Source organism: Nocardioides sp. Root1257, assembly GCF_001425175.1.
Lineage (GTDB): Bacteria > Actinomycetota > Actinomycetes > Propionibacteriales > Nocardioidaceae > Nocardioides.
This window is the reverse complement of sequence record NZ_LMDV01000001.1, coordinates 325,109-349,970: the sequence shown is the minus strand read 5'-3', so window position 1 is coordinate 349,970 and position 24,862 is coordinate 325,109. Positions and strand designations below refer to the sequence as shown.

Genomic DNA, 24,862 nt, shown 5'->3' with positions numbered 1-24,862 from the left:
CTCCGTGTCGTGGCCAGTGCACCCCAGGGGTTCGAGTACCGCGTGCTGGGCGACACCGTCGTCATCAGCCACCACGGACGACGAGCAACCACCCTCCGCGGTGCGACCGCCCGGCGGTTCCTGGTCGATGTCGAGGCGGGCGATCCCCAGGAGCTGATGGCTCGCGCGACGGGGAACTACAAGCGCGGCAACGAGCGCACGGCCAAGAGCCACCCCCGCAACCACGGACGCTGACGCTGACGCGGTCGGGGGTCGATTCTCCGGACCGTGGCGCTAGTAGTCGCCCTTGATGACGAAGAACGAGCCGCGGATGGTGCCGGCGAGCTTGGACTTCTGGCGTGCGAACTTGAAGCGGTCCGCGAGCTCCTCGGGCACCTCCATGCCGTCGGACAGCTTGAAGCCGACCGCGCGCTTGCCGCCGTCCTCGACGGTGTAGAGCACGTTGATCGCCAGGCCGGACTCGTAGAACACGTAGGACCAACGGACGCCGTCGACCTCGAAGGCCGTGGCCTCGAGAGGCGTGGAGGCGATGTGGAGGTCGCGCTCCTCGGCGAGGACGCGGTGCACGTGCTCGACGACCTCGCTGGCCTCGGCGGCGGGCTCGACCGTGAAGACGTGGTCGTACTTGTTCTTGAAGTAGCGCGCCTCGTTGGCCCGGAGCCCGGCCAGGGCGTCCGCGACCGGAGACGACTCCAGCCCCGTGGTGGACACGTCCACGAAGTCGACGACGTAGCTCATGGCTCCACCGTAGTGCGCCCGACGCTAGCGGGCAGCGCGACGGTACGGCGCGGGCCAGAGCTCGCCGGCGTCGACATCGAGCTCGTACGCCGCGCGCAGCGGCCAGTGCGGGTCGCGGAGCAGCTCGCGGCCCAGCAGGACGACGTCGGCGGAGCCGTCGGCGATGATCTCCTCCGCCTGCTTCGGCTCGGTGATCAGGCCGACCGCACCGGAGGGGATGCCGGCCTCGGTGCGGATCCGGCGCGCGAACGGGACCTGGTAGCCGGGTCCGACCTCGATCCGGACGGGGGCGTTGCCGCCGCTCGAGGTGTCGACGAGGTCGACGCCGGCGTCGCGCAGCAGGCCGGCAAGTCGGACGGTGTCGTCGTCGCTCCAGCCGCCCTCGACCCAGTCCGTCGCCGACAGGCGCACGACGAGCGGCACCCCGTCGTCGACACGCGAGCGCACCTCGCGCACGACCTCCAGGACCAGTCGGACCCGGTGGTCGAAGGAGCCGCCGTACTCGTCGGTGCGCTGGTTCGACAGCGGGGAGAGGAACTCGTGCAGCAGGTAGCCGTGCGCGGCGTGCACCTCCAGCACGTCGAAGCCGGCGGCGACGGCGCGCACGGCGGCATCACCGAAGGCCGTCACGACGCGGGCGATGCCGACGGCGTCGAGCGGCTCCGGGTCGTCGTGGAGACCGGGGTACGGCTCGGGCGAGGGGCCGACCGGGCGCCAGCCACCGTCGTCCTCAGCGACCGCGCCGCGCTCGGCGGTGAAGCCGGAGTACGTCGATGCCTTGCGGCCCGCGTGCGCGAGCTGGATGCCGGCCGTCGCGCCCTGGCCGTGGACGAACTCGACGATCCGCGACCATGCCGCCTGCTGCTCGTCGTTCCACAGCCCTGCGTCCTCGGGCGAGATCCGGCCCTCGGGCGCGACGGCGGTCGCCTCGGTGAAGACCAGGCCGGCCCCGCCGCGGGCGAACGAGCCCAGGTGCACGAGGTGCCAGTCGTTCGGCACGCCGTCGACGGCGGAGTACTGGCACATGGGTGCCACCCACGCCCGGTTGCGGATGGTCACGTCGCGGAGGGTGATGGGGGAGAAGAGCGCAGTCACGAGGGTGGCAACCCGGATCGGGGCCGGCTGATTCCGTGTGGCTGATTCCGTACCGTTGCCGGGGTGACGACCTGGACGCGCCGTGCCGTGCTCGGTGCCGGCGCCCTCGGCGCCCTGTCGGCGTGCTCGTCCGGCGGCGGCCCGGCGCCCGCCCCCACCCCGACGACGGCTCCGACGCCGTCTCCCACGGCGAGCGCCACGGCGACGACCACGCCGAGCGGCAAGGTCCCGTGGGCACAGCTGGAACGCTCGGTGCAGGGAGCACTCGCACGACCGCAGGACCCGACGTACGACCAGGTGCGGCTGCTGCAGAACCCGCGGTACGACGGCCAGCGACCGCTCGCCGTCCTGTCCGTCGCCGACGCGGACGACGTCGCCACCGCGCTGCGGTTCGCCCAGGACCACGACGTCCCGGTCGCGATCCGGTCGGGCGGCCACAGCTACCCGGGCTGGTCAGGTGGTGGGTCGCCGCGCGCCCTGGTCATCGACTGCCGGCCCCTGTCGGACGTCCGCCTCGACGGCACCACGGCGACGATCGGCGCCGGTGCGACCCTCGCCCCGGTCTACGACACCATCGGTGGCGCCGGCCGGGCGATCGCCGGCGGATCGTGCGCCACGGTCGGGGTCGGGGGCCTGACGCTCGGTGGCGGCGTCGGCGTCCTGACCCGCGCCCTGGGGCTGACCTGCGACGCGGTGCGCGCGATGACCGTCGTAACCGCCGACGGCACGGTCCGCACGGCCAGCGCCGACGAGGAGCCCGACCTCTACTGGGCGCTCCGCGGCGGCGGCGGGGGACACGTCGGCGTCGTGACGTCCTTCGACTTCGCGACCGTCGCCGCGCCGACGATCAGCACCGTCTACCTCGAGTGGCCGTTCTCGGCCGCCGCCGACGTGATCGCCGCCTGGCAGGGCTGGGCGCCCTCGGCCGACCACCGGCTGTGGTCCACGCTCAAGGCACTCGGCGGCCAGGCGCACCCGGGGGAGCCGACCGTGCTGCTCTCCGGCACCTGGACCGGCCCGATCGCGGCGTTCGACGGCCAGCTCGCCGGCCTGCTCGACCACGCCCCGGCGCCGAGCGTCCGCTCGACCCACACCCGCAGCTACCGCGACCAGATGGCGGCCTTCGCAGGCTCGGGCGCCCGCGAGTCCTTCGGCGCCACCTCCCACGTGGCGTACGACGCGCTCGACGCCGCCGGGATCCACGACCTGCTCGACCAGGTGCAGGCGGCCCAAGCCTCCGGCCAGTCGTCGGGCCTGAAGGAGGCGGGCATCTCGATGGACGCCCTCGGGGGCAAGGTCCGCGACCTCGCGCCCGACGACACCGCCTTCGTGCACCGCGACGCGCTCGCGACCGTTCAGTACACCGCGACCTTCCCGCCCGGCTCGGGGAAGCGTGCCGACGCCTACGTCCGTGGCTTCCGCGCGGCGATGGTGCCGCACTGGGGCGAGCACGCCTACGTCAACTACGCCGACCCGACGATCACCGACTACCAGGCCGCGTACTTCGGCGCGAACGCCGACCGGCTGGCGCAGGCGCGGGCGACGTACGACCCGGACGGCTTCTTCACCCAGCCGCAGGACTTCTGAGCCTGCGGCTGGGACCGGCGTCAGCCGAAGGCGTGACGGAAGTGGACCAGGGTCCAGAGGCGGGAGTGCTGCCGGGGCTGCTGGGACGACTCGACCGGGCTGGTCTCGGTGGTGGCCCGCCTGCTCCGCTGGAGCTCGCGGCCGGCGTACAGGTCCTGGGCCTCGCGGAGCTTCTGGTCGACGAGCAGGTGGGCGATCGTTGCGTGTGAATCCATGATGTACATGACGGCTCCTGGTGGATCTGGATCGGATGGGTGACTTGCGATGCATCGATCCTGGGCCGAAGCCGACGACTTATCTGTTCGCCCGCTGACACCCGGAGCGTCCGGTGCCCGACGCTCGCGGGCGTCAGTCGCCGCAGCGGCGCTCGAGCGCGGGGAGGTCGATGACCTCGATCCGCGACCGGCTCAGCGTGACCACGTGGAGGGCCACGAGCCGCTGCAGCACCTGGTTGACCGACGGCCTGCTCGCCCCCACGAGATCCGCGAGCTGGGTCTGGCTCAACGGGATCGCGACGGTGCCGTCCTGGGGTCCGTAGGACCGGCCGAGCTCGAGGAGGCGTCGGTAGACCCGACGATCGAGGCTCTCGTAGAGGGTCTCGAGGAGCCTGCGGCTGAGCAGGTCGATCCGGTCGGCGAGCACGGTCGACACGACCCGCTCGATCGCCGGGTTGCGCGTGCACAGGGCGTCGAAGGCGGTGGCCGCGATCGCGAGGGTGCGACTCGGCTCCAGGGCGGTGACGGTCGCGGTACGTCGGCGGTCGGCGCGCAACAGGGCGAGCTCCCCGAAGTAGTCGCCGGGTGACAGGATCGTGAACGTGGCTGTGGCACCGGTCGCGAGACCTCCCTGCACCGCCAGGTGCCCCTGATCCACCAGGTGCAACGAGTCAGCCGGGTCTCCCTCGTGGCAGAGCACCTCGTTCCGGGCGAATGCCCGAGGGCGGGCCACGGCGAGGAACGCCTCGCGATCCTCGGCCCGCAGCGGATCCAGCAGCCGCCACATCCTGAGAGTGAAGCACAGGATCACGCGGTCGTGGAGCCGTCGACCCCCGACACCGCGAACGCGCGCACCGGGCGGCTGAACCCCCGCAGCTCCCGCGTCCCGACGTCGAGACCGACCACGGTCGGTCCGCCAGCCGCGTGGACCCGCTCGGTGGTGAGGATCTCCCACGGTCCGGCGTCCGAGCACAGCCGGGCCGCCAGGTTGGTCACGGTGCCGATGGCCGCGTAGTCGAAGCGTCCCTCGAAGCCGATCCGACCCAGGGTGGCATAGCCCTGCGCGATGCCGATGCCCAGCGCGAGGTCGTGGCCCTGGCGGGACCACCGTTCGGCGAGGCTCGTCACCCGTGCCCGCATCGCGACGCTCATCCGGATGGCGCGCAGGGCGCCGTCCTCGCAGCTGATCGGGTCGTTGAAGAAGACCATCAGCCCGTCGCCGGTGAAGCGCTCCAGGGTGCCCTCGAAGCGGAAGATCAGGTCGCCGAGCGCCGCGTGGTAGTCCGCGAGCACCCCCATCACCTCCTCCGGCTCGCTCGCCTCGGCGAACGGCGTGAAGCCGCGCAGGTCGCAGAACACCACGACGATCTCCCGGCGGTGGCTCTCCAGGAAGGACTCGTCGCCGGAGTCGACGATCAGCTCGGCGAGCTGGGGGGACAGGAACCGGCGCAGCCGGCCCATCCGCTCCAGCTGCGCGACCTGGCTCTCGACCCGCCGCTCCAGCTCCCGGTTCCAGCTGGTGAGCTCGCTCGCCTGGCGGCGGATCGTGTCCTGGTAGCGCTTGATGCGGGCCAACGAGGCGACGCGGGCCAGCAGCTCGTTGCGGTCGATCGGCTTGGTGAGGAAGTCGTCAGCACCGACCTGGAGCGCCTGCACCTTCTGCTCGTCGCCGCTCGCGGTGATCATGACGACCGGGAGATAGGCAGTCTCCGGGCGCTCCCGGATCCGCTCGCAGACCTCGTAGCCGTCCATTCCCGGCATGACGATGTCGAGCAGCACCAGGTCCGGAGCTCGCTCGGCGATCGCTTCCAGCGCCTCCTCACCCGAGGACGCTGTCGGTACGTCGTACCCGAGCGGGGTGAGGATCGCGTCGAGGAGCCGGACGTTGGCGGGCTGGTCGTCCACCACGAGCACCCGGGTGGGCGGGGCGTGCACCGTCATCTCACGCTCCCGGGCCGCAGGAAGTGCTCCACCTGGTGGGGCAGGTCGCGGACGCTGATCGGCTTCGCGACGTACCCGTCGAAGCCGCAGGCGAGGGCGCGCTCGCGGTCGTCGTCCATCGCGAAGGCGGTCACGGCCACCACCGGCACCGTGCGGATGCTCTCGACGGCCCGGAGCCTCCGCAGCGCCTCGCTGCCGTCGATGCCGGGGAGCTGCAGGTCCATGAGGATGAGGTCCGGCTCGATCTCGGTGGCCAGGCGCACCCCGTCCTCGCCGGTCGTCGCGCCGGTGACCTCGAACCCGAAGTGGGTCAGCACGTCTCGCACGAGCTTCAGGTTCCGGGGGTTGTCCTCGACGACGAGGATCCGTCTGCCGCTCATCGCGCCACCCGCTCCAGCGCGTCCAGCAGCGCGTCCCGGCTGACCGGCTTGACGAGGTAGGCGGCGGCGCCCAGTGCCGCCCCCCGCTGGCGCTCGTCGACGATCGACACGACGATGACCGGGATGTCGCGCGTCCCGGGATCCTCCTGGAGTGCGGTGAGCACCTCCCACCCGTCCATGGCTGGGAGCCGGATGTCCAGCAGCACCGCGGCCGGCTGTCGCGTGCGCACCGCCTCCAGGCCCGCGACACCGTCGCGCGCGGCGGTCACGCGTACCGACGCCCCGTCCAGGAAGGCGGTGAAGAGGTCGAGCGAAGGCCGGTCGTCCTCGATGACCACGACCTCGCGGACGCCGGGCACCTGCTCCCCGACGGTCTCACTCCCGGCCGTTCGCGACGGCAGGGAGAACGCGAAGGTGCTGCCGACGCCGACCTCGCTCTCCAGCCACATCCGCCCACCGAGGAGCTCGACGATCCGTCGCGACAGGGTCAGACCGAGCCCGGTCCCCTCCTCGCGGGAGGCCCCTCTGCCGCCCTGCTGGAAGGACTCGAAGATCCGCTCGCGGTCCTCCTCGGGAACGCCGATCCCTGTGTCGACCACCTGCACCTCGACCTCGGTCGCCGTCCGGCGCGCCCCGACCGCCACCGTCCCGCCCTCGCCGGTGAACTTGACCGCGTTGGTGACCAGGTTGAGGACCACCTGCTTGAGCCGCAGCCGGTCTGAGTAGACCGGGCCGAGATCGGGATCGGCCTCGACGCGCAGCGCGATGCCACCGCTGCCTGCGCGCTCGCGGAGCATCGCGGCCGCGTCGTCGAGGAGCGCGCCCAGCTCGAACGACGAGTACTCGAGCTCCATCCGGCCGGCCTCGACCTTCGAGAGGTCCAGGATCTCGTTCAACAGCTCGAGCAGGTGCCTCCCGGAGTCGTGGATGTCGCGCAGGTACTCCTCCTGCCGTTCGTTGATCTCGCCGAACATCCGCTCGAGCAGCACCTCGGAGAACCCCAGGACGGCGTTGAGCGGGGTCCGCAGCTCGTGCGACATGCTCGCCAGGAACTCGGACTTGTGGCGGCTCGCCATCTCCAGCTCGAGGCTCTGCTCCTTCAGCTCGCGGAACAGCTGGGCGTTGAGGAGGGCGAGCGCCGACTGGCTGGCGAAGGTCTCCAGGAGGTCGACGACGTCCGGCGAGAAGTCGCCGGTGCGCTTGCGTCGCACGATGAGTGACCCGACGATCGTGTCCTCGCGCAGGAGCGGGACGGCCACGAGGGACAGCCAGCCGGCGTCGCGGAGAATCCGCAGGTGCGGATCGAGGTCGGCGGCGCCGAGGTCGGGGACGACGACCGGGCGTCGTTCGCGGGCGGCCCGGCCGACGAGCGTGGTGTCGAGGTCGATCCGGACCGACCGCAGCTGCTCGACGACCTCGGGCGCCGTGCGGTAGACGCTGCGCACGAAGAACCGCCGCTCCCGCTCGACGTACTCCATGATCGAGCCTCCGTCGGTGTCGGAGAGCGCGACCGCGTGCTCGGCGATCGTGTCGAGCACCTTCTCGAGGTCGAGGTTCGAGCTGACCGCCTCGCCCACGGCGCTGAGGGCCTCGAGCTCGTCGACCTTGCGGGCGAGCTCGGCGCTCCGCGCCTCGAGCTGCTGGACGAGCATGACGCCGTTGACTGCGATCGCTGCCTGGCCGGCGAAGGCGCTGACGATGGCCATCTCCCGGTCGTCGAAGGGGCGGACGTCGTTGCGCCAGACGTTCAACGCCCCGACGACCTGGCCGTCGACGACCAGCGGCGCTGCGACCACGGTCCGGAAGCCGGCTGTCTGCTGGAGGTCGTGGCGGCCGTAGTCAGGGTCGGCCAGCACGTCCTCGATCTGCAGCGTCCGACGCTCCAGTCCGACCCGCCCCGTGAGGGTCGCCCGGTCCCGCGAGATCGGGCGTTCGGTCAGCAGACGCCGGGACTCCTCGGAGAGGCCGACCGTCTCCATCAGCCGGTAGACGCCGTCCTCCAGGAGGTACAGGTGGGCCGCCTCGGAGCGACAGAGCCGCCGAGCGCTCTCGACGATGGTCGACAGCACCGCATCCGGGTCGGCGCCCGAGCGTCCCAGCGCCTCGAGCACCCCGGACGTCGCTTCGAACTGGTCCTTCAGGGCGGCGTAGTCCCCGCGGAGCTGCTCGTGCTCCGCGGCTCCGACTGTTCTCCCGACAGTGAACGGTGCAGGTTCGACCACGGGCGGTCCCTCCTTGCGGACGGGTGCCCCCGACCGCGCAGACCAGTCTCCTCGTCACCTCGAACCGCGGCAACCGCCGAAAATGGGGAGCCGCTGCCCGGCCTGGTGAGAGGGTCGGGACATGCAGGATCCGAAGGACACGCTCATCGAGTACCTCCAGTCGGCCCGCGACGCACTCGTCTGGAAGGTCGAGGGCCTCAGCGAGTACGACGCGCGCCGGCCGCTCACCCCGACCGGCACCAACCTGCTCGGGCTGGTCAAGCACCTCGCGAGCGTGGAGTACGGCTACTTCGGCGACACGTTCGGGCGCCCGAGCGGCGTCGCACTGCCCTGGCACGCGGGTGACGCGGACCCCAACGCCGACCTATACCTGACGGCGGACGAGAGCCGGGAGTGGGTGCTCGACTTCTACCGGGCCGCCCAGGAGCACGCCGCCGTCACCTTCGCCGAGCTCGCCCTCGACGCGGAGGGCCACGTGCCCTGGTGGCCGGCCGAGGACACCGTCACCCTGCACCAGGTGCTCGTGCACATGGTCGGCGAGACCCAGCGACACGCCGGGCACGCCGACATCCTGCGGGAGACGATCGACGGTGCGGCCGGACGCCGACCCGAGGACGGGAACATGGACGTCGGCTACGACTGGCCGGCGCACGTCGCCCGGGTCGAGGAGGCCGCGCGGGCGGCCGCTCGCACCTGGGACCAGACGTAATCCAACGTTCACGCGCTCCCGGCGGTTCCACCTCGACCAAAACGAGAACGTGTTCTAGTATCGAGATGTCCCACCACGACAGGAGATCTCGATGTCCCAGGCTGTTCTCGACGGCGTCCGCGACCTGCTTCCCGGCATCCGGGAGCGAGCGGACGAGGCCGAGCGTCTCCGCGTCGTCCCCGAGGCCTCGATCAAGGAGCTGGAGGAGGTCGGGTTCTTCCGGCTGCTGCAGCCGAAGAGGTTCGACGGCCACGAGTCGGACCCGGTCGACTTCTACACGGCGGTCCGCGAGATCGCCGGCGCGTGCGGCTCGACCGGCTGGGTCTCCAGCGTGGTCGGCGTGCACCCGTGGCAGGTGGCGCTCTTCTCCGACGAGGCCCAGCAGGCCGTGTGGGGCGACGACACCACGACCCGCCTGAGCTCGTCGTACGCCCCGACCGGCAAGGCGCAGCTCACCGAGGGCGGCTACACGCTCTCCGGCAAGTGGAGCTTCTCGTCCGGCTGCGACCACTGCTCGTGGGTGCTGCTCGGCGGGCTGGTGTTCAACGACGAGAACCAGGTCGTCGACTTCAAGACCTTCATGGTGCCGCGCGAGAACTACACGATCAACGACGTGTGGCACATGGTCGGACTGTCCGGCACCGGCTCGAACGACATCGTGGTCGAGGACGTCTTCGTGCCCGACGCCTTCACGCTGTCGATGGGCGACACCGGCCGCTGCTTCGGCCCGGGTCAGGAGCAGAACACCTCCGACCTCTACAGGCTGCCGTTCCACTCGATCTTCACCGGCACGATCACGACGCCGATCATCGGCATGGCCGCCGGGGCGTACGCCGAGCACGTGGACATGCAGCAGAAGCGCGTGCGCGCGGCGTACCTCGGCGAGAAGGCGTCGCTGGACCCCTTCGCCGCCGTCCGGATCGCGAAGGCCTCCTCGGAGATCGACGCCGCCTGGGCGCTGCTGGTCAACAACATCCGCGAGGAGCAGGCGCACGTCGCCAAGGGCGAGAAGATCCCGCTCGGGCTGCGGCTGAAGGTCCGTCGCGACCAGGTGCTCGGCACCCAGCGCGCGATCGACGCGATCGACTCGCTCTTCGAGGCCTCCGGCGGCCGGGCGCTGGCGCAGGGCACCTACCTCCAGCGCGCCTGGCGCGACGCCCACGCCGGCCGGGTGCACGCGGCCAACGACCCCGAGCGCGCCCTGCAGATGTACGGCGCGCACGAGTTCGGCCACAAGGTCGACCCGGGGATGTACTGAGGTGAGCCTCTCCAAGGAGTCGGTCCAGCACTCGGCCAAGGCCGGGGACCTGACCCTCAACTACTACGAGGCCGGCTCGCCGACCGACGTCGGCGGCGGACTGCCGCTCGTGATGCTGCACGGTGGCGGCCCGGGCGCGTCCGCGTGGTCGAACTTCGGCAGCGCGCTGCCGCACTTCGCTTCGTCGTTCCGCACCCTGCTGGTCGACCAGCCCGGCTTCGGCGGGTCGGACAAGCCGCCGGTGGTGGGCAACTACTACCGGCACTCGGCCGACTACGTCGTCCAGCTGCTCGACGAGCTCGGCATCGATCGCATCCACCTGCTCGGCAACAGCCTCGGCGGCGGTACGGCGATGCGCCTGGCGCTCAGCTACCCCGATCGCGTCGGCCGGCTGATCCTGATGGGCCCGGGCGGGCTCTCGCTCAACCTCTTCCACGCCGACCCGACCGAGGGCGTGCAGCGCCTGATGGACTTCGGGGCCGACCCGACGCCCGAGCGCCTGCGGGCCTTCATCTCGTGCATGGTGGTCAACCAGAAGCTGGTCACCGACGAGCTGGTCGCCGAGCGGTTCGCCGACGCGACCGCGCCCGGCGCCCAGGACGCGATGCGGTCGATGGGGATGTCCTTCTGGAACCCCGAGACCGCCGAGGACGGCATGCTCTGGCGCGAGGCCCACCGCCTGCGCAAGCACACGCTGCTCACCTGGGGCCGCGAGGACCGGGTCAACCCCCTCGACGGCGCGATGGTCGCCCTCAAGCTGATCCCGAAGGCGTCGCTGCATGTCTTCCCGAACTGTGGGCACTGGGCACAGATCGAGGCGGCCGAGGAGTTCGCCGAGATCTCCACGGCGTTCCTGGCCCGACACGTAGAGCGTTCGAAGGAGGGCTGATGACGATCGACATCAAGTCCATGGGCTACGTCCGCGTGGCCAGCACCGACCTCGACCAGTGGACGACGTTCGCCGGCAAGGTCCTCGGCCTCGCCGCGGGCCGCGGGCCCGACCCGACCCACCAGTACTGGCGCATCGACGAGGTCTCCGCGCGCCTCGTCGTCTACCCCTCCGACGTCGACCAGCTCGGTTGCGTCGGCTGGGAGCTGGCCGACCACCGCGCGCTGCAGGAGGCGCGCGAGCACCTGCAGAAGGCCGGCGTCGAGTTCGAGGAGGGCACCCCGGAGGAGCTCGCGGAGCGCCGGGTGCAGGAGCTGGTCCGCTTCTCGGATCCCTTCGACAACGTCTTCGAGCTCTTCCACGGCATCAGCTACGAGTCGCGGCCCGTGGTCACGCCGTACGCCGCGACGTTCGTGACGGGCGACCAGGGGATGGGCCACATCGTGCTGCCGGTGACCGACGACGTGGAGGCGCTGCGCTTCTACGCCGACGTGCTCGGCTTCCGGCTGCGCGACTCGATGAGCATGCCGGGGGAGTTCGTCGGCAAGGAGCCCGGATCGAAGGTCTGGCTGCGGTTCCTGGGCGTGAACCCGCGGCACCACTCGCTGGCGTTCCTGCCGATGCCCAACCCGTCCAAGTGCGTGCACATCATGCTCGAGGTCGACGAGCTCGACCACGTGGGTCGCGCGCTCGAGCGGGTGCGCAAGCACAAGGCGCCGCTGTCGGCGACGCTCGGGCGGCACATGAACGACGAGATGATCTCGTTCTACGTGAAGTCGCCCGGCGGCTTCGACATCGAGTTCGGCACGGAGGGCCTCACCGTCGACGACGCGCGCTGGGTGGCACGTGAGTCGACCGCGGTGTCCTACTGGGGCCACGACTTCGGCGCCGGCGCCCAGTGATCTCGGCGCCAGTGAAAGACTGGTCTGCATGAGCTCGGACCCCAGTCCTGAGATCCCCGAGGGGATGAGCCCGGATGCCCGGGAGACCTGGCCGAGCCCGGAGCTGATCATCTCGTGGCTCGGCGACCAGGAGGTCGACTTCGAGTTCCGCCCCGGTGAGGACCTCCCGGTCCACGACGACCCCGAGGCGGTGTACGCCGCGCGCCGCTTCCGCGACGTGCTGGGACGCTTCGCGTCGGGGGTCACCGTGGTGACCGCGATCAGCAGCGACGAGCCGGTCGGCCTCACGTGCCAGTCCTTCTCGAGCGTGTCGCTCGACCCGCCCCTGGTGCTCTTCGTGCCCGCCAAGACGTCGCGGGCGTGGCCGCTGATCCAGCGCTCGGGGCGCTTCTGCGTCAACCTGCTCGCCGCCGACCAGGCCGACGTGTCGAACACGATGGCCAGCCGGGGCACCGACAAGTTCGCCGACGTGAAGTGGACGCCCGCCCCGCAGACCGGCTCGCCGATGCTCGAGGGCGCGCTCGCGCACCTCGACTGCGCGATCCACGCCGTGCACGAGGCCGGCGACCACTACGTCGTCATCGGCCGGGTCCTCGACCTGGTCACCGACGACGACGGCGACGACGACCTCGAGCCGCTGCTGTTCTACCGCGGCAAGTACCGGACGACCGACCAGCCCTAGGGCGTCCACTCCCGGCCGAACCAGCGACTGACCCGCTCGGCGCCGAACGTCTCCTTGTCGTGGGCGAGGTCGGTGGAGGGACCCTGCAGGGTGCCGACCGGCGGCTGGCCGCTGACGAAGGTGACGTCCACCTTGGCCACCTGCTCCTCGCCCATCTCGAGGTAGCAGATCCCGCGACCGTCGTACGTCGCGCTGCTCGCCTCGCCGCGGGCGCGGGCGACCAGCTGGGCGGCGACGACGGTCGCCTGTCCCTCGGCGAACACGCCGGCCTTGGGTGTCCCGACGCTGGTGACGTCGCCGACGGCGTACACGTCCTCGAAGCGGGTCCGCAGGGTGAGCGGGTCGACGGGGATCCAGCCGTCCACGGCCAGGCCGGACTCGACGACGACGCCGGGGGCGCGGTGGGTCGGCACGGCCAGGAGCAGGTCGAACGGGATCGCGGAGCCGTCGTCGAGGACCGCGCTGCCGGGCTCGACCGAGCGGACCAGCCGGCCCGGGTGCCAGGCGATGCCGCGACGCTCGAACTCGGCGAGCAGCACGGCAGACGCCTCCGGCGAGGGCGGGATCGGGACGCCCAGGGGCATCACCAGCGACACGGTGGAGCGGTCGAGCAGCCCACGCGCCCGCAGGTGGTCGTGGAGCAGCAGCGCCGTCTCGCTCGGTGCCGGCGGGCACTTGAAGGGCGTCGAGGTGACGGCCACGACGACGTTGCCGCCGGGGAACGTGTCGAGCACGTCGTGCAGGCCGAAGGCGCCGGCGACGGTGTAGAACTCGTGGCCGTGCTCGACCAGGCCGGGGGTGGCGTCGGGGTGGAGGTCGGCGCCGAGGGCGATGACGAGGACGTCGCAGTCCAGGGGACCCGCGTCGGTCTCGACCCGCCGGGTCTCCGGGTCGATGGCGCGGACGGTGGTGGCGACGAAGCGGACGCCGTCCGGCGCGAGGTCGGTGTAGCGGTGGAGCACGTGGTCGGCGGTGGTCCGGCCGAACATCACGTCGAGCTTGGAGAAGCCGAAGACGAATCCCTCCGCCCGGTCGACCAGGGTGACCTCGACGGTGTCACCCGCCTCGTTCGCGAGGATGGTCGCCAGCTCGAGCCCGCCGAAGCCGGCTCCCAGGATCAGGACGCGCATGGCCGCAACCTAGCGGGCCGGGGCGTCGACCGTCCGGTCTGGATCAGCCAGGGGTCGAGCAGTCGTCAGATCTGGGTACGGCGCGGGTTCGCGACGGCGCCGTCGAAGGCGCGCTTGTCGGAGCTGCTGGGCTGGGCGGCGATGGGCTGCGTCATGACAGGAACGCTAGTGAGCGGTCTCCTACGCCCGATCAACACCTCGCCCACACTCCCTCAACAGGGTGACAACACCGAGTCCCAGGAGTGATCAGCAGTCCCAGGAGTCACAGAGCAGGCGGAGCGGGGACGTTCACCGTCGGCACTCCGCCGCCCACGCGGGCGATGACCGCGAGCGACGCCACGTCGGTCGGGTTCGACTCCCGGTGCACGGTCCAGGCGGGCACGTGCACGAAGTCACCGGGGCCGGCGTCGACGTAGCCCTCGAAGCCCTCGAACTCGATCCGGAGCACGCCGCGGACGACGTACAGGCTCGACTCGTTGCGCTCGTGGTGGTGCCAGCCGGACACCGCGCCCGGCTCGGTGGTGACCTGCCCGGCCCACAGCAGCGGCAGCTCGAAGGCGCGCTCGCGCGACATGCCGGCGGTCGGGTCGGCGCCCTCGAGGTCGGCCGGGGTGAAGACCCGGACGGGGCGCGGAAGCTCGGTGCTCATGTCTCGTCCTCTGTCTGGCCGTCCTCTGTCTGGTCGTCCCACGCCACGGCGCTGATCCGCCAGCCCCCGTCGGTCCGGACGAGCTGGATCGACTTGCGGCCGCGTCCGGTCGCCTGTACGCCGCTCTCGACCCACTCCTTGGCGTAGGAGCACCAGCGCTGCGCGATGCCGCCCCAGACCTCGGTGGTGCTCTCGACCTCCCACTCGCGGAAGTCCGCGAGTCGTCCGCCGGTCAGCAGCGCGCGGCGCGGCTCGATGAAGGCGTCGACGTCGTACGCCGCCGGCCCTGCGGCCGCGGAGACGATGACCGTCTCGGGCAGCAGCACGCCGCGCAGCGCCTCGAGCCGGGCGTCGACCTCGGACTCGGTCCCGGAGGTGAAGGCGTCGAAGAAGGTCGCGACGACGGCGTCGATCTCGTCCCGGTCGGCGGTCATGGCCTCAGCGTGCCATGTCAGAGGGACAGAGCCGCCCGGTGCTCGAGCGACGAGCCGAAGAGCTGGCCGAGGGCGTGGGCGCGCTTGAAGACCAGGTGGGCGTCGTGCTCCCAGGTGATCGCGATGCCGCCGTGCAGCTGCACGGTCTCGGCAGCGAGGCGGGCGACGGCGTCGGAGCAGTAGGCCTTCGCGACGTGCGTGAGCTCATCGGCGTCGACGGCCCGCGTCGCGACGGCGTACGACGCGGCCCAGGACGCGGAGCGGGTCATCTCGGTCAGCACGAGCATGTCGGCCATCCGGTGCTTGAGGGCCTGGAAGGAGCCGATCGGGCGGCCGAACTGCACGCGCTCCTTGCTGTACGAGACCGTCATGTCGAGCGCCCGGGCCGCGAGCCCGGAGGCGAGCGCCGCGCAGCCGACGGCGCCGACCTGGCGGGCGCGGTCGCGAGCCGCGCGGCCGTCGCCGATCCGGGTCCGGGTGCCACCTGCCACGGTGGCCAGCCGGATCGTCTGGTCCATGGTCGGCGTCCAGGTGGTCTCGGCACCGGTCACCTCGAAGAGGCCCTCGTCGTCGGCCGCGACCACGACCGTGGCGAGGTCGCCGTAGAGGACGGGGGAGTCGCCGTCGACGAAGGCGGCGACCTCACCGGCCGCGAGGCGGGGCAGCAGCCGCGCCTTGGCGTCCTCGTCCGCGCCGGCCAGCAGCGCCTCGGACGTGACCAGGGAGCCGAGCAGCGGCGACGGGACCAGCGACCGGCCGATCTCCTCGAGGGCGACCAGCGACTCGAAGAGCGAGAAGCCCGCGCCGTCGTACTCCTCCGGGATGCCGAGCGCCGGCACGCCGATCTGCTCGCAGAGCGTCGCCCAGAGCGCCTCGTCGTACGTCTCGACGCGGGCGTCGCCGCGCTTGTCGAGCAGGGCTCGGACGGTCGCGGCCAGCTCCTGCTGCTCCTCGGTGAGGGCGAACTCCATCAGCTCGCCCCCAGCTGCTGCAGGATCCGGGCGCGGTGGAAGTCCGGGGTGCCCCAGGCGGTGACCAGGGCGCGGATCTTCGTCAGCCACAGGCTGAGGTCGAACTCCTGCGTGTAGCCGATCGCCCCGTGCACCTGGAGACCGGTGCGGGAGGCGAGGTACGCCGCGTCGCCGGCGGCCACCTTGGCCGCGGAGACGTCGACTGCGCCCAGGGCCGCGCCGTGGACCAGCGGCCGGGCGAAGTCGAGGGCGATGCGGACGTCGGCCAGCGCGTGCTTGATCGCCTGGTACGACCCGATCTCACGGCCGAACTGCTTGCGCTGCTTCACGTAGGTCACCGAGTCGGCCAGCACGCGCTCGCCTGCGCCGAGCAGCTGGGCGGAGACGGCCAGCACCGCCCGGTCGAAGGCGGTCCTGTCGGTCGGCGAAGGTGTCTCGACCTCGAACAGCCGCCGGGTCCGGTCGACGGACACGCGCATCGGTCCGACGTACGGGACGTCAGCGACGTCGGCGTCGAGGGCGTAGGGCACGTGCGGAGGTACGGCGACGGTGGCGATGCCCTCGTCGCGGGCCAGGTAGGCGATGGACTCGACGTAGGGCCCGGGGACCGCGTGGTAGCCCAGGCGCTCGAACGCGAGGACCAGGAACACGGGCTCGTCAGCCAGCGAGGTCACGCCCATCTCGGCCAGCCGGCCCCAGAGCTTCACGCCCGGCTCGTGATCGCCGTCGGCCCAGGCGCGGGCGACCGCGACCGTGTCCGCGTTCGACAGCAGGGCGTCCAGGGCAGCGGCGAAGTCCTTCTCGTCGCCGTCGTGCTCGAACTTCACTTCTCCTCCTTGGTCGGACGCAGCTCCCGCGGCAGGCCGAGGATCCGCTCGGCCACGATGTTGCGCTGGATCTCGTTGGTGCCGGCGTAGATCGGGCCGGAGAGCGAGAACGTGTAGCCGTCCAGCCAGCGCGACGCCACCTCGGCCTCGGGGCCGAGCAGGTCGAGCGCGGTCTCGTGGAGGGCGATGTCGAGCTCGGACCAGAAGACCTTGTTGACCGAGCCGGCCGCCCCCATGTCGCCGCCGGCGGCGAGCCGAGTGACCGTGCCCCACGTGTAGAGCCGGTAGGCCTGCGCCCCGATCCAGGCGTCGACGACCGCGTCGGCAGTCGCCGCCGGGGGCTGCGGGGTGCTGCGGTAGAGGTCCACGAGGCGGTCGGCGGCCGCGCAGAACCGTCCGGGGGAGCGCAGCGACAGGCCGCGCTCGTTGCCGGCCGTGCTCATCGCGACCCGCCACCCGTCGCCGGGGGCGCCCAGCACGTCGCTGTCGGGCACGAACACGTCCTCGAAGAACACCTCGGCGAAGCCGGCCTCACCGTCGAGCTGGGCGATCGGGCGAACGGTGATGCCGTTGGCGTCGAGCGGGAAGAGGAAGTACGTCAGGCCGTGGTGCCGAGCCGCGTCGGGGTCGGACCGGAAGAGCCCGAAGCCCCAGTGCGCGAAGGCCGCGCGCGAGGACCAGGTCTTCTGCCCGTTCAGGACCCAGCCGCCGCGCTCGTCGTCGCGGGCCGCCGTCGAGCGCAGCGAGGCCAGGTCGGAGCCTGCCTCGGGCTCGGACCAGCACTGCGCCCAGATCCGCTCGCCGGTCGCCATCGTGGGCAGGAAGCGGTCCTGCTGCTCGGGGGTGCCGTGGTCGAAGATGATCGGCGCGAGCAGGAAGATCCCGTTCTGCGAGACCCGGCCGGGCGCGCCGGCCCGGTAGTACTCCTCCTCGAAGACCACCCACTCGACGAGCGACGCCTCGCGGCCGGAGTACGCCGTCGGCCAGGACACGACCGACCAGCGGGCGTCGGAGAGCCGCCGCTCCCACTCCTGGTGGGCGACGAAGCCGTCGGCGGTGTCCATCGACGGCAGCGGCTCGGCCGGCACGTTGGCCGTCAGCCACTCCCGCGCCTCGGCCTGGAAGGCCAGCTCGGACTCGGACAGGGTCAGGTCCACGGGGTCTCCTCTCGGGTGCGGGGGTATCGAGACGGTTGCTGCGCAACCTCCTCAACCACCGCGCAGCTCCGTCTTCAGCACCTTGCCGGACAGGTTGCGCGGCAGCGCGTCGACGATCTCGACGTGGCGCGGGACCTTGAAGTTCGCGAGCCGCTCCTTGGCGAAGGCGATCACGTCGTCCGGTGACGCGCTGTGCCCTTCCCGGGCCACGACGTACGCCTTGCCGACCTCGCCCATCCGCTCGTCGGGGATGCCGACGACGGCGACGTCCGCGACGCCGTCCATCCGGGCGAGGGTCTGCTCGACCTCGGCGGGGTAGACGTTGAAGCCGCCGGAGATGTACATGTCCTTGAGCCGGTCCGTGATCGACAGGTTGCCTGCGTCGTCGAGGACCCCGACGTCGCCGGTGTGCAGCCAGCCGTCGGCGTCGATCGCCTCGGCCGTGGCCGCCTCGTCGTCGAGGTAGCCGAGCATCACGTACTCGCCGCGGACCAGGAGCTCGCCCGCCCCCGAGTCGGAGGGGGCGTCGATCGAGATCTCCATCCCGGGGACCGCGCGGCCGCAGGTGGTGGCGACGGTCTCGGCCGAGTCGCCCTCGCGGCACATGGTCACGACGACGGCCTCGGTCATCCCGAACGCGGTGACGACCTGGTCGATCGCCAGGTCGTTGCGCATCCGCTCGATCAGCACGACCGGGACGACGGCGGCGCCGGTCACCGCGAGCCGCAGCGAGGACAGGTCGTGGTCGGCGCGGCCGGGGGCGTTGAGCAGCGACGTGAAGATCGTCGGCGCGCCCGGCAGCACCGAGATCCGCTCCGTCTCGATCAACGACATCGTCGCGTCGAGGTCGAAGGTCGCGACGGGGTAGAGCGTGGCGCCGGTGAGCAGCCCGGTGACGATGCCGACCTTGTAACCGAAGGAGTGGAAGAACGGGTTGACCACCAGGTAGCGGTCCTGGCCGTTGACCCCGCCGAGCTCGCCCCAGGCGCGCGCCACCCCGACGGTCTGCCGGTGCGCGGACATCGCGCCCTTCGGCTTCCCGGTGGTGCCGGAGGTGAAGAGGATGTCGGCGACGTCGTCGGGGGAGACGGACTCCGCGATCCGGTCGACCTGCTCGGTCGTCACCGCTCCCATGTCCAGGTCGGCCAGGTCCTTCAGGTCCACGACCAGGGCCACCGACGCGAGGTCGCTGGCCGCGCGGAGGTCGGCGACCTGGGTGCGCCCGAGGAACCCGTCCTCCACGACCACGATCCGGGCAGTGGTGCGGTCGACGAGCTCGGCCACCTCGTGGCCGGTGTAGCGCGAGTTGGCGGGCACCAGCGTGCCGCCGGCGTACGACGTCGCCAGCGCGGCCACCACCCAGCTGATGCTGTTGGGCGCCCAGACCACCACCCGGTCGCCGGGCTCGAGCCCGGCTGCGACGTACCCGCGCGCCGCGCGCCGGACCCGGCGCAGCAGCTCGAGGTAGGAGACGGTCGCGTCGCCCTCGACGTACGCGGGGTGGTCACCGAAGCGGTCCGCCGCCTCGCCGAGCGCGGCCGGGATGGTGCTCGCCACAGGGCCTCCTCTACCAACCAAGCAGTTGCTTGGTAGGCTATCACCTGTGGACCTGACCTACTCCGCGGAGGACCAGGCGTTCCGCGCCGAGGTGCGCGCCTGGCTGGAGGAGCACCTGACCGGCGAGTGGGCCGCACTGCGCGGGCTCGGCGGGGCCGGGCGCGACCACGAGGCGCACGACGAGCGGGTCGCGTGGAACCGGCTGCTCGCCGAGCACGGCTGGACCTGCGTCGGCTGGCCCACCGAGTACGGCGGCCGCGGGCTGAGCCTGACGCAGCAGGTGATCTTCCACGAGGAGTACGCCAAGGCGGACGCGCCGGTGCGCGTCAACCACCTCGGCGAGGAGCTGCTCGGCCCGACCCTGATGGCCTTCGGGACCGACGAGCAGAAGGCCCGCTTCCTGCCGAGGATCGTGGCGGTCGAGGAGCTCTGGGCGCAGGGCTACTCCGAGCCGAACGCCGGGTCCGACCTGGCCAACGTGCAGACCAGGGCCCGTCTCGACGGCAACCAGTGGGTGGTCGACGGGCAGAAGGTGTGGACGTCCAACGCCCACTTCAGCCAGTGGGCCTTCGTCGTGTGCCGCACCGAGCCGGGCTCCGAGCGGCACCGCGGGCTCTCCTTCCTGCTGGTCCCGCTCGACCAGGACGGCGTCGACGTACGCCCGATCGAGCAGCTGACCGGGGGCTCGGAGTTCAACGAGGTCTTCTTCACCGGGGCGCGCACCGGCGCCGACCTCGTCGTGGGCGAGCCGGGCGACGGCTGGAAGGTCGCGATGGCGCTCCTCGGCTTCGAGCGCGGCGTCTCCGTCCTCGCCCAGGTCGTCGGCTTCTCCCGCGAGCTCGACGGCGTCGTCGCGCTGGCCGAGGGCAACGGTGCGATCGACGAGCCGGTGCTCCGCGACCGGCTGGCCGGACTCAAGGTCGAGCTCGAGGTGATGCGCCGCCAGGCGATGCGCGGCCTGTCCTCCGACGATGCAGCGGGCCCGTCGGTCTTCAAGCTGGCGTGGGCCACCTGGCACAAGAAGCTCGGCGCGGTCGCGATGGACGTCCTCGGACCGGCCGGTCTCACGACCGCCACCGGTGCGGGCTACGACCTGGACCGCTGGCAGCGGCTCTTCCTCTTCTCGCTGGCCGACACGATCTACGCCGGCAGCGACGAGGTGCAGCGCAACATCCTCGCCGAGCGCGTGCTCGGCCTACCCCGAGAGGCACGCGGATGACCGCCACGAGACCCGAGCAGCCCACCCCCGACTACGTCCCGGGTCACGACCTGCTCGCCGGGAAGGTCGTCGTGGTGACCGCGGCCGCGGGTGCGGGCATCGGCGCCGCCGTCGTACGCCGTGCGCTGGAGGAGGGCGCGAAGGCCGTGGTCTTCAGCGACACCCATGCCCGTCGGCTGGCCGAGGCCGAGGAGGCGCTCGCGGCCGAGTTCGGGGCCGACCGGGTGCGCCAGCTGGTCTGCGACGTCACCGACGAGGACCAGGTGACCGCCCTGCTGGATGCGGCCGACGAGTTCGGCGGCGTCGACGTGATGATCAACAACGCGGGCCTCGGCGGCACCGCGAGCATCCTCGAGATGACCGACGAGCAGTGGCTCAAGGTCCTCGACATCACGCTCAACGGGACGTTCCGCTGCGTCCGGGCCGCCGGGCAGCGGTTCGTCGCCTCCGGCACGAAGGGCGTGATCGTCAACAACGCCTCCGTGATCGGCTGGCGTGCCCAGGAGGGTCAGGCGCACTACGCGGCGGCCAAGGCGGGCGTGATGGCGCTGACCCGCTGCGCCGCCCTCGACCTGGCCCCGTACGGCATCCGCGTCAACGCGGTGTCGCCCAGCCTCGCGATGCACCCGTTCCTGGCGAAGGTGACCTCCGACGAGCTGCTGCACGAGCTCAAGCAGCGGGAGGCGTTCGGTCGCGCGGCCGAACCGTGGGAGGTTGCCAACGTGATGGTCTTCCTGGCGAGCGGCTACTCGTCGTACCTGACCGGCGAGGTGGTCTCGGTGAGCAGTCAGCATGCCTGAGCCGGAGGGATCGCGGAGGGACGAGCTGCTCGAGATCGCGGCCGGGCTCTTCGCCGAGAAGGGCTTCAAGAACACGACGGTGCGCGACATCGCCGACTCCGCCGGGATCCTGTCGGGCAGCCTCTACCACCACTTCGACTCCAAGGAGTCGATGGTCGACGAGATCCTGCGGACGTTCCAGGAGGAGCTCTTCGGCCAGTACGACGAGATCCTGGCGAGCGACGCGGACCCGCTGGCCCAGCTCGAGCAGGCGGTGCTCGTGTCGTTCGAGGCGATCGACAAGCACCGCAACGAGGTCGCGATCTTCCAGAACGAGGCGGCCTACCTGCTCACGTTCGACCGCTTCTCCTACCTCGCCGACCGCAACCAGCAGTCTCGCGAGGTCTGGCTGACGCTGCTCCAGAACGGCATCGACGCCGGGGTCCTGCGCACGGACCTCGACCTCGAGCTCACCTACCGCTTCATCCGCGACACCGTCTGGGTCGCCGTGTCCTGGTACCGCCCCGGCGGCCGCCGCACGCACACCGAGATCGCGCGCCAGTACCTGTCCATCCTGCTCGAAGGGATCCACACATGAGCGAGCGCAGCGAGCGAAGAGTCCAAGGCTGCCTGACACGTGCCTCATGGGCGCACGGAGCGAAGCGAGTACGTCCATGAGTGAAGCGTTCATCGTCGACGCGGTTCGCACGCCCGTGGGCAAGCGCGGGGGAGCGCTGGCGGAGGTGCACTCGGCCGACCTCGCCGCACACACGCTGTCCGCCTTGGTGCGTCGTACGGGTGTGGACCCGGGCGCCGTGGACGACGTGATCCTCGGCTGCTGCGACACGATCGGCTCCCAGGCCGGTGACGTGGCCCGGACGGCGTGGCTGGTGGCCGGGCTGCCCGACCACGTGCCCGGAGTGACGATCGACCGCCAGTGCGGCTCGTCGCAGCAGGCGGTGCACTTCGCGGCCCAGGGCGTCCTGTCCGGCACCCAGGACCTGGTCGTGGCCGGCGGCGTGCAGAACATGAGCGCGATCCCGATCTCCGCCGCGATGCTCGTCGGCCAGCAGTACGGCTTCTCGACGCCGTTCGCCGAGTCGCCCGGCTGGCAGGCGCGGTACGGCGACCAGGAGGTCAGCCAGTTCCGCTCGGCCGAGATGATCGCCGAGAAGTGGGGCATCTCCCGCGAGGACATGGAGTCCTTCGCGCTCGCCTCGCACGAGCGGGCGCGCGCAGCGATCGCCGAGGGCCGGTTCAAGCACGAGATCGAGCCGGTGACGCTGCCGGACGGGACCGTCTTCGACACCGATCAGTGCCCGCGGGAGACCTCGCTGGAGAAGATGGCCGGCCTGCATCCGCTCGCCCCGGGTGGTCGCATCACCGCCGCGGTCTCCTCGCAGATCTGCGACGCGTCCGCCGCGATGCTGATCGCCTCCGAGCAGGCGGTCGCCGACCACGGCCTCACCCCGCGGGCCCGGATCCACCACCTCTCCGTGCGTGGCGACGACCCGGTCTGGATGCTCACCGGCCCGATCCGCGCGACCAAGCACGCGCTGGAGAAGACCGGGCTCTCCATCGACGACATCGACCTCTTCGAGTGCAACGAGGCGTTCGCCTCCGTCGTGCTCGCGTGGATGAAGGAGACCGGGGCGCCGCACGACAAGGTCAACGTCAACGGCGGCGGCATCGCGCTCGGTCACCCGATCGGCGCCACCGGCGTACGCCTGATGACGACGATGCTGGCCGAGCTCGAGCGCACCGGCGGCCGCTACGCCCTGCAGACCATGTGCGAGGGCGGCGGCCAGGCCAACGTGACCGTGATCGAGCGGCTCTGACGGCTAGTTGAGGATGCGCATCGTCGACGGCACCCCGCCGCCGCGGTGCACGTCCTCGACGAGCTCCTGCAGCGCGGTGAGGGCGACGTTCTGCGACATCGGGCCGTAGGACACGCGCGCGACGCCGAGCTCCTGGAGCCGGGCGAGGGACGGTACACCGGGGATGCCGATCATGGTCAGCCGCTGCGGGCCGAAGGCCTCGACCAGGGTGGACACCTGCGCCTCGTCGAGCCTGGCCGGCACGAAGACGACCGGCGCGCCGGCGTCGAGGAACGCCTTGCCGCGCTCGACCGCGTCGGCGAGCACCTCGGCCTGGTCGCGGTCGCGACCCTTGACGAACGCGTCGGTGCGGGCGTTGAGCACGAACTCGACGCCCTCCTGCTCGGCCGCCTTCATGATCTTCTCGACGTTGCCGGCGGCCTCGGCGAGCGGGCGCATCTGGTCCTCGATGTTCGCGCCGACGATGCCGAGCCCGATCGCCCGACGCACGGTCTCGGCGGGGTCGCCGTACCCGCCCTCGAGGTCCGCGGTGACCGGCAGGTCGGTGGAGGCGGCGATCCGGCCGGCGGCCTCCAGCATCAGGTCGACCGGGATCTGCTCACCGTCCGGGTAGCCGTAGGACGCGGCGATCGAGTGGCTGGCCGTCGCCAGGGCGGTCGTGCCGTCGACGTCGCCGACGACCTTGGCGCTGATCACGTCCCACACGTTCACCACGGTGAGCAGCTCGGGCGCCTGGTGCAGACGGAGGAGGGTGGATGCCTTGTCTCGGGTCTTGTCGTCAGCCATGACCCCAGCCTAGGACCCGGACCAGCACCCGGCTCCAGGCGTCAGCGGAACGCGAGCCAGAGCCCGCCGACGAGCGGGATCACGCCGAGCAGCAGCCAGGGGGAGACCAGCTTCTTCTGGTGGATCGCCCGGAAGGCCATCACGGCGAGCACGCCGAAGGCGGCGGCGACCACGTTGAGGCCGATCCGCGCGTCGGTGCGGTCGTCGTCGACGTACATGGCCGCGATCACGAGTCCCGCCGACAGGTGCGCGATCGTCGTGGCCGTCAGCACGGACAGCACCCACTTCTGGACGGGCTCGAGGCTCATCGTCCCCGACCCGGTGTTGCGGACGACCTCGCGACGCGGGTTGTCCGGGTCCATCAGGTGGCGGGGGCGCTTCTTGGGCTTCGCCTCGGACTCGCTCACGACACCATTGTCGCCCGCTGGTCGCGGCGGGCGAAGATCAGGGTCGCCAGCAGCACGACGTACGCCGCGACCGCGAGCAGCCCGAACGCGATCGTGATCGTGGAGCTGAGGTCCCAGAGGGAGTCGCTCTGACCGAAGACCTGGGTCAGCAGGGAGAGCTGGCTGTCCTCGGTGTCGCCGAAGTCGGGGCAGAACGCGCCGAAGCCGAAGAGCCCGATCCAGGTGAGCAGCTGCGCCCAGGCCTGCACGGGCGTGAGGGCGCGGGGTCGGCCGTCCTGGGTGTAGGCCAGGATCGTCGAGAGGGTCAGCGCGATGAGCACCACCGGCACGACGGAGACCAGGAAGATCAGGAAGAACCAGCCGCCGACGCCGAAGACGATGCGGCCGATCCACACCCACATCACGAGCAGCAGGTTGAGCGGGATCATCCAGAGCAATGTCGCACGTCCCAGTTTCGTCACAGCGGAACCGTAGGGGATCGGTCATGCTG

Annotated in this window: 28 protein-coding genes; 11 read left to right on the top strand and 17 right to left on the bottom strand. The window is 71.4% G+C overall.

The features are described 5' to 3' along the window. Positions 1-9 precede the first annotated feature (9 nt). Positions 10-234 carry a hypothetical protein gene (locus tag ASC77_RS01730; protein WP_235547392.1) on the top strand — a complete coding sequence of 75 codons (225 nt, stop codon included), beginning with the start codon at positions 10-12 and terminating at the stop codon, positions 232-234. 39 nt (positions 235-273) lie between these two features. Here the strand turns inward: ASC77_RS01730 and ASC77_RS01725 are convergent, their stop codons facing one another. Both ASC77_RS01725 and ASC77_RS01720 read right to left on the bottom strand, forming a co-directional pair. Beyond that, a complete protein-coding gene (locus ASC77_RS01725; RefSeq protein WP_056148046.1) occupies positions 274-738 on the bottom strand; it encodes a hypothetical protein in 465 nt (154 codons plus the stop codon). A 24-nt stretch (positions 739-762) separates the two neighbouring features. Beyond that, entirely contained in the window at positions 763-1,833 is a 1,071-nt protein-coding gene (locus ASC77_RS01720; protein WP_056148043.1) for an NADH:flavin oxidoreductase/NADH oxidase, read from the bottom strand. Positions 1,834-1,896: 63 nt separating this feature from the next. Between ASC77_RS01720 and ASC77_RS01715 the strand changes: the two genes are divergently transcribed. Beyond that, the gene (locus ASC77_RS01715; protein ID WP_056148040.1) at positions 1,897-3,420 is read left to right on the top strand and encodes an FAD-binding oxidoreductase; all 1,524 of its coding nucleotides are present in this window, start codon (positions 1,897-1,899) and stop codon (positions 3,418-3,420) included. A gap of 20 nt (positions 3,421-3,440) precedes the next feature. Here the strand turns inward: ASC77_RS01715 and ASC77_RS01710 are convergent, their stop codons facing one another. The 5 genes from ASC77_RS01710 to ASC77_RS01690 form a co-directional block, all read right to left on the bottom strand. Beyond that, positions 3,441-3,635 carry a hypothetical protein gene (locus ASC77_RS01710; protein WP_156390873.1) on the bottom strand — a complete coding sequence of 65 codons (195 nt, stop codon included), beginning with the start codon at positions 3,633-3,635 and terminating at the stop codon, positions 3,441-3,443. A gap of 133 nt (positions 3,636-3,768) precedes the next feature. After that, positions 3,769-4,422, bottom strand: a complete 654-nt coding sequence (locus ASC77_RS01705) for a Crp/Fnr family transcriptional regulator (RefSeq protein ID WP_056148034.1) — start codon at positions 4,420-4,422, stop codon at positions 3,769-3,771. 20 nt (positions 4,423-4,442) lie between these two features. Then, positions 4,443-5,576, bottom strand: a complete 1,134-nt coding sequence (locus ASC77_RS01700) for a response regulator (protein ID WP_056148032.1) — start codon at positions 5,574-5,576, stop codon at positions 4,443-4,445. Continuing rightward, complete coding sequence (locus tag ASC77_RS01695; protein ID WP_056148029.1) at positions 5,573-5,956, bottom strand: response regulator; 384 nt, start codon at positions 5,954-5,956, stop codon at positions 5,573-5,575. The genes ASC77_RS01700 and ASC77_RS01695 overlap by 4 nt, the downstream gene beginning before the upstream one ends. Continuing rightward, positions 5,953-8,178 (bottom strand): GAF domain-containing protein, encoded by a 2,226-nt coding sequence (locus ASC77_RS01690; RefSeq protein WP_056148028.1) that lies wholly within the window; start codon positions 8,176-8,178, stop codon positions 5,953-5,955. Before ASC77_RS01690 ends, ASC77_RS01695 begins: the two co-directional genes overlap by 4 nt. A 121-nt stretch (positions 8,179-8,299) precedes the next feature. Here ASC77_RS01690 and ASC77_RS01685 point away from each other — a divergent pair, with 121 nt between their 5' ends. The 5 genes from ASC77_RS01685 (at position 8,300) to ASC77_RS01665 (ending at position 12,618) form a co-directional block, all read left to right on the top strand. After that, positions 8,300-8,887 (top strand): DinB family protein, encoded by a 588-nt coding sequence (locus tag ASC77_RS01685; RefSeq protein ID WP_056148024.1) that lies wholly within the window; start codon positions 8,300-8,302, stop codon positions 8,885-8,887. 91 nt (positions 8,888-8,978) lie between these two features. Next, positions 8,979-10,145, top strand: coding sequence for a 3-hydroxy-9,10-secoandrosta-1,3,5(10)-triene-9,17-dione monooxygenase oxygenase subunit (hsaA, locus tag ASC77_RS01680; protein ID WP_056148021.1), 1,167 nt, complete (start codon positions 8,979-8,981; stop codon positions 10,143-10,145). 1 nt (position 10,146) lies between these two features. Further along, positions 10,147-11,034, top strand: coding sequence for a 4,5:9,10-diseco-3-hydroxy-5,9,17-trioxoandrosta-1(10),2-diene-4-oate hydrolase (gene hsaD, locus ASC77_RS01675; RefSeq protein ID WP_056148018.1), 888 nt, complete (start codon positions 10,147-10,149; stop codon positions 11,032-11,034). Next, positions 11,034-11,936 (top strand): iron-dependent extradiol dioxygenase HsaC, encoded by a 903-nt coding sequence (hsaC, locus tag ASC77_RS01670; protein ID WP_156390872.1) that lies wholly within the window; start codon positions 11,034-11,036, stop codon positions 11,934-11,936. Before hsaD ends, hsaC begins: the two co-directional genes overlap by 1 nt. 28 nt (positions 11,937-11,964) lie before the next feature. Continuing rightward, positions 11,965-12,618 (top strand): flavin reductase family protein, encoded by a 654-nt coding sequence (locus ASC77_RS01665; protein ID WP_235547391.1) that lies wholly within the window; start codon positions 11,965-11,967, stop codon positions 12,616-12,618. Here ASC77_RS01665 and ASC77_RS01660 read toward each other — a convergent pair. From ASC77_RS01660 to ASC77_RS01630, 7 genes are all read right to left on the bottom strand, one after another. Further along, positions 12,615-13,748 (bottom strand): NAD(P)/FAD-dependent oxidoreductase, encoded by a 1,134-nt coding sequence (locus tag ASC77_RS01660; protein ID WP_056148015.1) that lies wholly within the window; start codon positions 13,746-13,748, stop codon positions 12,615-12,617. The two genes, ASC77_RS01665 and ASC77_RS01660, sit on opposite strands and share 4 nt — an antisense overlap. A gap of 262 nt (positions 13,749-14,010) precedes the next feature. Further along, a complete protein-coding gene (locus tag ASC77_RS01655; protein WP_056148012.1) occupies positions 14,011-14,397 on the bottom strand; it encodes a cupin domain-containing protein in 387 nt (128 codons plus the stop codon). Next, positions 14,394-14,831, bottom strand: a complete 438-nt coding sequence (locus ASC77_RS01650) for a DUF4440 domain-containing protein (protein WP_056148009.1) — start codon at positions 14,829-14,831, stop codon at positions 14,394-14,396. Before ASC77_RS01650 ends, ASC77_RS01655 begins: the two co-directional genes overlap by 4 nt. Positions 14,832-14,848: 17 nt before the next feature. Beyond that, positions 14,849-15,802, bottom strand: coding sequence for an acyl-CoA dehydrogenase family protein (locus ASC77_RS01645; protein ID WP_056148006.1), 954 nt, complete (start codon positions 15,800-15,802; stop codon positions 14,849-14,851). Continuing rightward, on the bottom strand, positions 15,802-16,629 hold the full coding sequence (locus ASC77_RS01640; RefSeq protein WP_056148004.1) for an acyl-CoA dehydrogenase family protein: 828 nt from the start codon (positions 16,627-16,629) through the stop codon (positions 15,802-15,804). Before ASC77_RS01640 ends, ASC77_RS01645 begins: the two co-directional genes overlap by 1 nt. Then, positions 16,626-17,786: an acyl-CoA dehydrogenase family protein gene (locus ASC77_RS01635; RefSeq protein WP_056147996.1), complete on the bottom strand. Its 1,161-nt coding sequence runs from the start codon at positions 17,784-17,786 to the stop codon at positions 16,626-16,628. The genes ASC77_RS01640 and ASC77_RS01635 overlap by 4 nt, the downstream gene beginning before the upstream one ends. Positions 17,787-17,837: 51 nt before the next feature. Then, positions 17,838-19,343: a FadD3 family acyl-CoA ligase gene (locus ASC77_RS01630; RefSeq protein WP_056147993.1), complete on the bottom strand. Its 1,506-nt coding sequence runs from the start codon at positions 19,341-19,343 to the stop codon at positions 17,838-17,840. 46 nt (positions 19,344-19,389) lie between these two features. Here ASC77_RS01630 and ASC77_RS01625 point away from each other — a divergent pair, with 46 nt between their 5' ends. The 4 genes from ASC77_RS01625 to ASC77_RS01610 all read left to right on the top strand — a co-directional run bounded on the left by ASC77_RS01625 (position 19,390) and on the right by ASC77_RS01610 (position 23,179). Next, positions 19,390-20,562 carry an acyl-CoA dehydrogenase family protein gene (locus ASC77_RS01625; RefSeq protein ID WP_056147989.1) on the top strand — a complete coding sequence of 391 codons (1,173 nt, stop codon included), beginning with the start codon at positions 19,390-19,392 and terminating at the stop codon, positions 20,560-20,562. Beyond that, positions 20,559-21,362, top strand: coding sequence for an SDR family oxidoreductase (locus ASC77_RS01620; protein WP_056147987.1), 804 nt, complete (start codon positions 20,559-20,561; stop codon positions 21,360-21,362). Before ASC77_RS01625 ends, ASC77_RS01620 begins: the two co-directional genes overlap by 4 nt. Continuing rightward, positions 21,355-21,939, top strand: coding sequence for a TetR/AcrR family transcriptional regulator (locus tag ASC77_RS01615; RefSeq protein WP_056147984.1), 585 nt, complete (start codon positions 21,355-21,357; stop codon positions 21,937-21,939). Before ASC77_RS01620 ends, ASC77_RS01615 begins: the two co-directional genes overlap by 8 nt. 76 nt (positions 21,940-22,015) lie before the next feature. Then, positions 22,016-23,179 (top strand): acetyl-CoA C-acetyltransferase, encoded by a 1,164-nt coding sequence (locus ASC77_RS01610; RefSeq protein WP_056147981.1) that lies wholly within the window; start codon positions 22,016-22,018, stop codon positions 23,177-23,179. 3 nt (positions 23,180-23,182) lie between these two features. On the opposite strand, the gene ASC77_RS01605 is transcribed toward ASC77_RS01610, so the two are convergent. The 3 genes from ASC77_RS01605 to ASC77_RS01595 are packed head-to-tail and all read right to left on the bottom strand — an operon-like array spanning position 23,183 to position 24,833. Further along, positions 23,183-23,965, bottom strand: coding sequence for an isocitrate lyase/PEP mutase family protein (locus ASC77_RS01605; RefSeq protein ID WP_056147978.1), 783 nt, complete (start codon positions 23,963-23,965; stop codon positions 23,183-23,185). Between the two features lie 41 nt (positions 23,966-24,006). Further along, positions 24,007-24,372, bottom strand: coding sequence for a hypothetical protein (locus ASC77_RS01600; RefSeq protein WP_235547390.1), 366 nt, complete (start codon positions 24,370-24,372; stop codon positions 24,007-24,009). Beyond that, positions 24,369-24,833 carry a hypothetical protein gene (locus tag ASC77_RS01595; protein WP_156390871.1) on the bottom strand — a complete coding sequence of 155 codons (465 nt, stop codon included), beginning with the start codon at positions 24,831-24,833 and terminating at the stop codon, positions 24,369-24,371. Before ASC77_RS01595 ends, ASC77_RS01600 begins: the two co-directional genes overlap by 4 nt. Positions 24,834-24,862 lie beyond the last annotated feature (29 nt).

Coding starts and splice junctions, on each gene's coding strand:
- ASC77_RS01660 (WP_056148015.1), bottom strand. CDS start 13,748: ATGCGCGTCCTGATCCTGGGAGCCGGCTTCGGCGGGCTCGAGCTGGCG.
- ASC77_RS01665 (WP_235547391.1), top strand. CDS start 11,965: ATGAGCTCGGACCCCAGTCCTGAGATCCCCGAGGGGATGAGCCCGGAT.
- ASC77_RS01610 (WP_056147981.1), top strand. CDS start 22,016: ATGAGTGAAGCGTTCATCGTCGACGCGGTTCGCACGCCCGTGGGCAAG.
- ASC77_RS01705 (WP_056148034.1), bottom strand. CDS start 4,422: ATGTGGCGGCTGCTGGATCCGCTGCGGGCCGAGGATCGCGAGGCGTTC.
- ASC77_RS01725 (WP_056148046.1), bottom strand. CDS start 738: ATGAGCTACGTCGTCGACTTCGTGGACGTGTCCACCACGGGGCTGGAG.
- ASC77_RS01615 (WP_056147984.1), top strand. CDS start 21,355: ATGCCTGAGCCGGAGGGATCGCGGAGGGACGAGCTGCTCGAGATCGCG.
- ASC77_RS01605 (WP_056147978.1), bottom strand. CDS start 23,965: ATGGCTGACGACAAGACCCGAGACAAGGCATCCACCCTCCTCCGTCTG.
- ASC77_RS01650 (WP_056148009.1), bottom strand. CDS start 14,831: ATGACCGCCGACCGGGACGAGATCGACGCCGTCGTCGCGACCTTCTTC.
- hsaC (WP_156390872.1), top strand. CDS start 11,034: ATGACGATCGACATCAAGTCCATGGGCTACGTCCGCGTGGCCAGCACC.
- ASC77_RS01685 (WP_056148024.1), top strand. CDS start 8,300: ATGCAGGATCCGAAGGACACGCTCATCGAGTACCTCCAGTCGGCCCGC.
- hsaA (WP_056148021.1), top strand. CDS start 8,979: ATGTCCCAGGCTGTTCTCGACGGCGTCCGCGACCTGCTTCCCGGCATC.
- ASC77_RS01645 (WP_056148006.1), bottom strand. CDS start 15,802: ATGGAGTTCGCCCTCACCGAGGAGCAGCAGGAGCTGGCCGCGACCGTC.
- ASC77_RS01620 (WP_056147987.1), top strand. CDS start 20,559: ATGACCGCCACGAGACCCGAGCAGCCCACCCCCGACTACGTCCCGGGT.
- ASC77_RS01710 (WP_156390873.1), bottom strand. CDS start 3,635: ATGGATTCACACGCAACGATCGCCCACCTGCTCGTCGACCAGAAGCTC.
- ASC77_RS01700 (WP_056148032.1), bottom strand. CDS start 5,576: ATGACGGTGCACGCCCCGCCCACCCGGGTGCTCGTGGTGGACGACCAG.
- ASC77_RS01695 (WP_056148029.1), bottom strand. CDS start 5,956: ATGAGCGGCAGACGGATCCTCGTCGTCGAGGACAACCCCCGGAACCTG.
- ASC77_RS01655 (WP_056148012.1), bottom strand. CDS start 14,397: ATGAGCACCGAGCTTCCGCGCCCCGTCCGGGTCTTCACCCCGGCCGAC.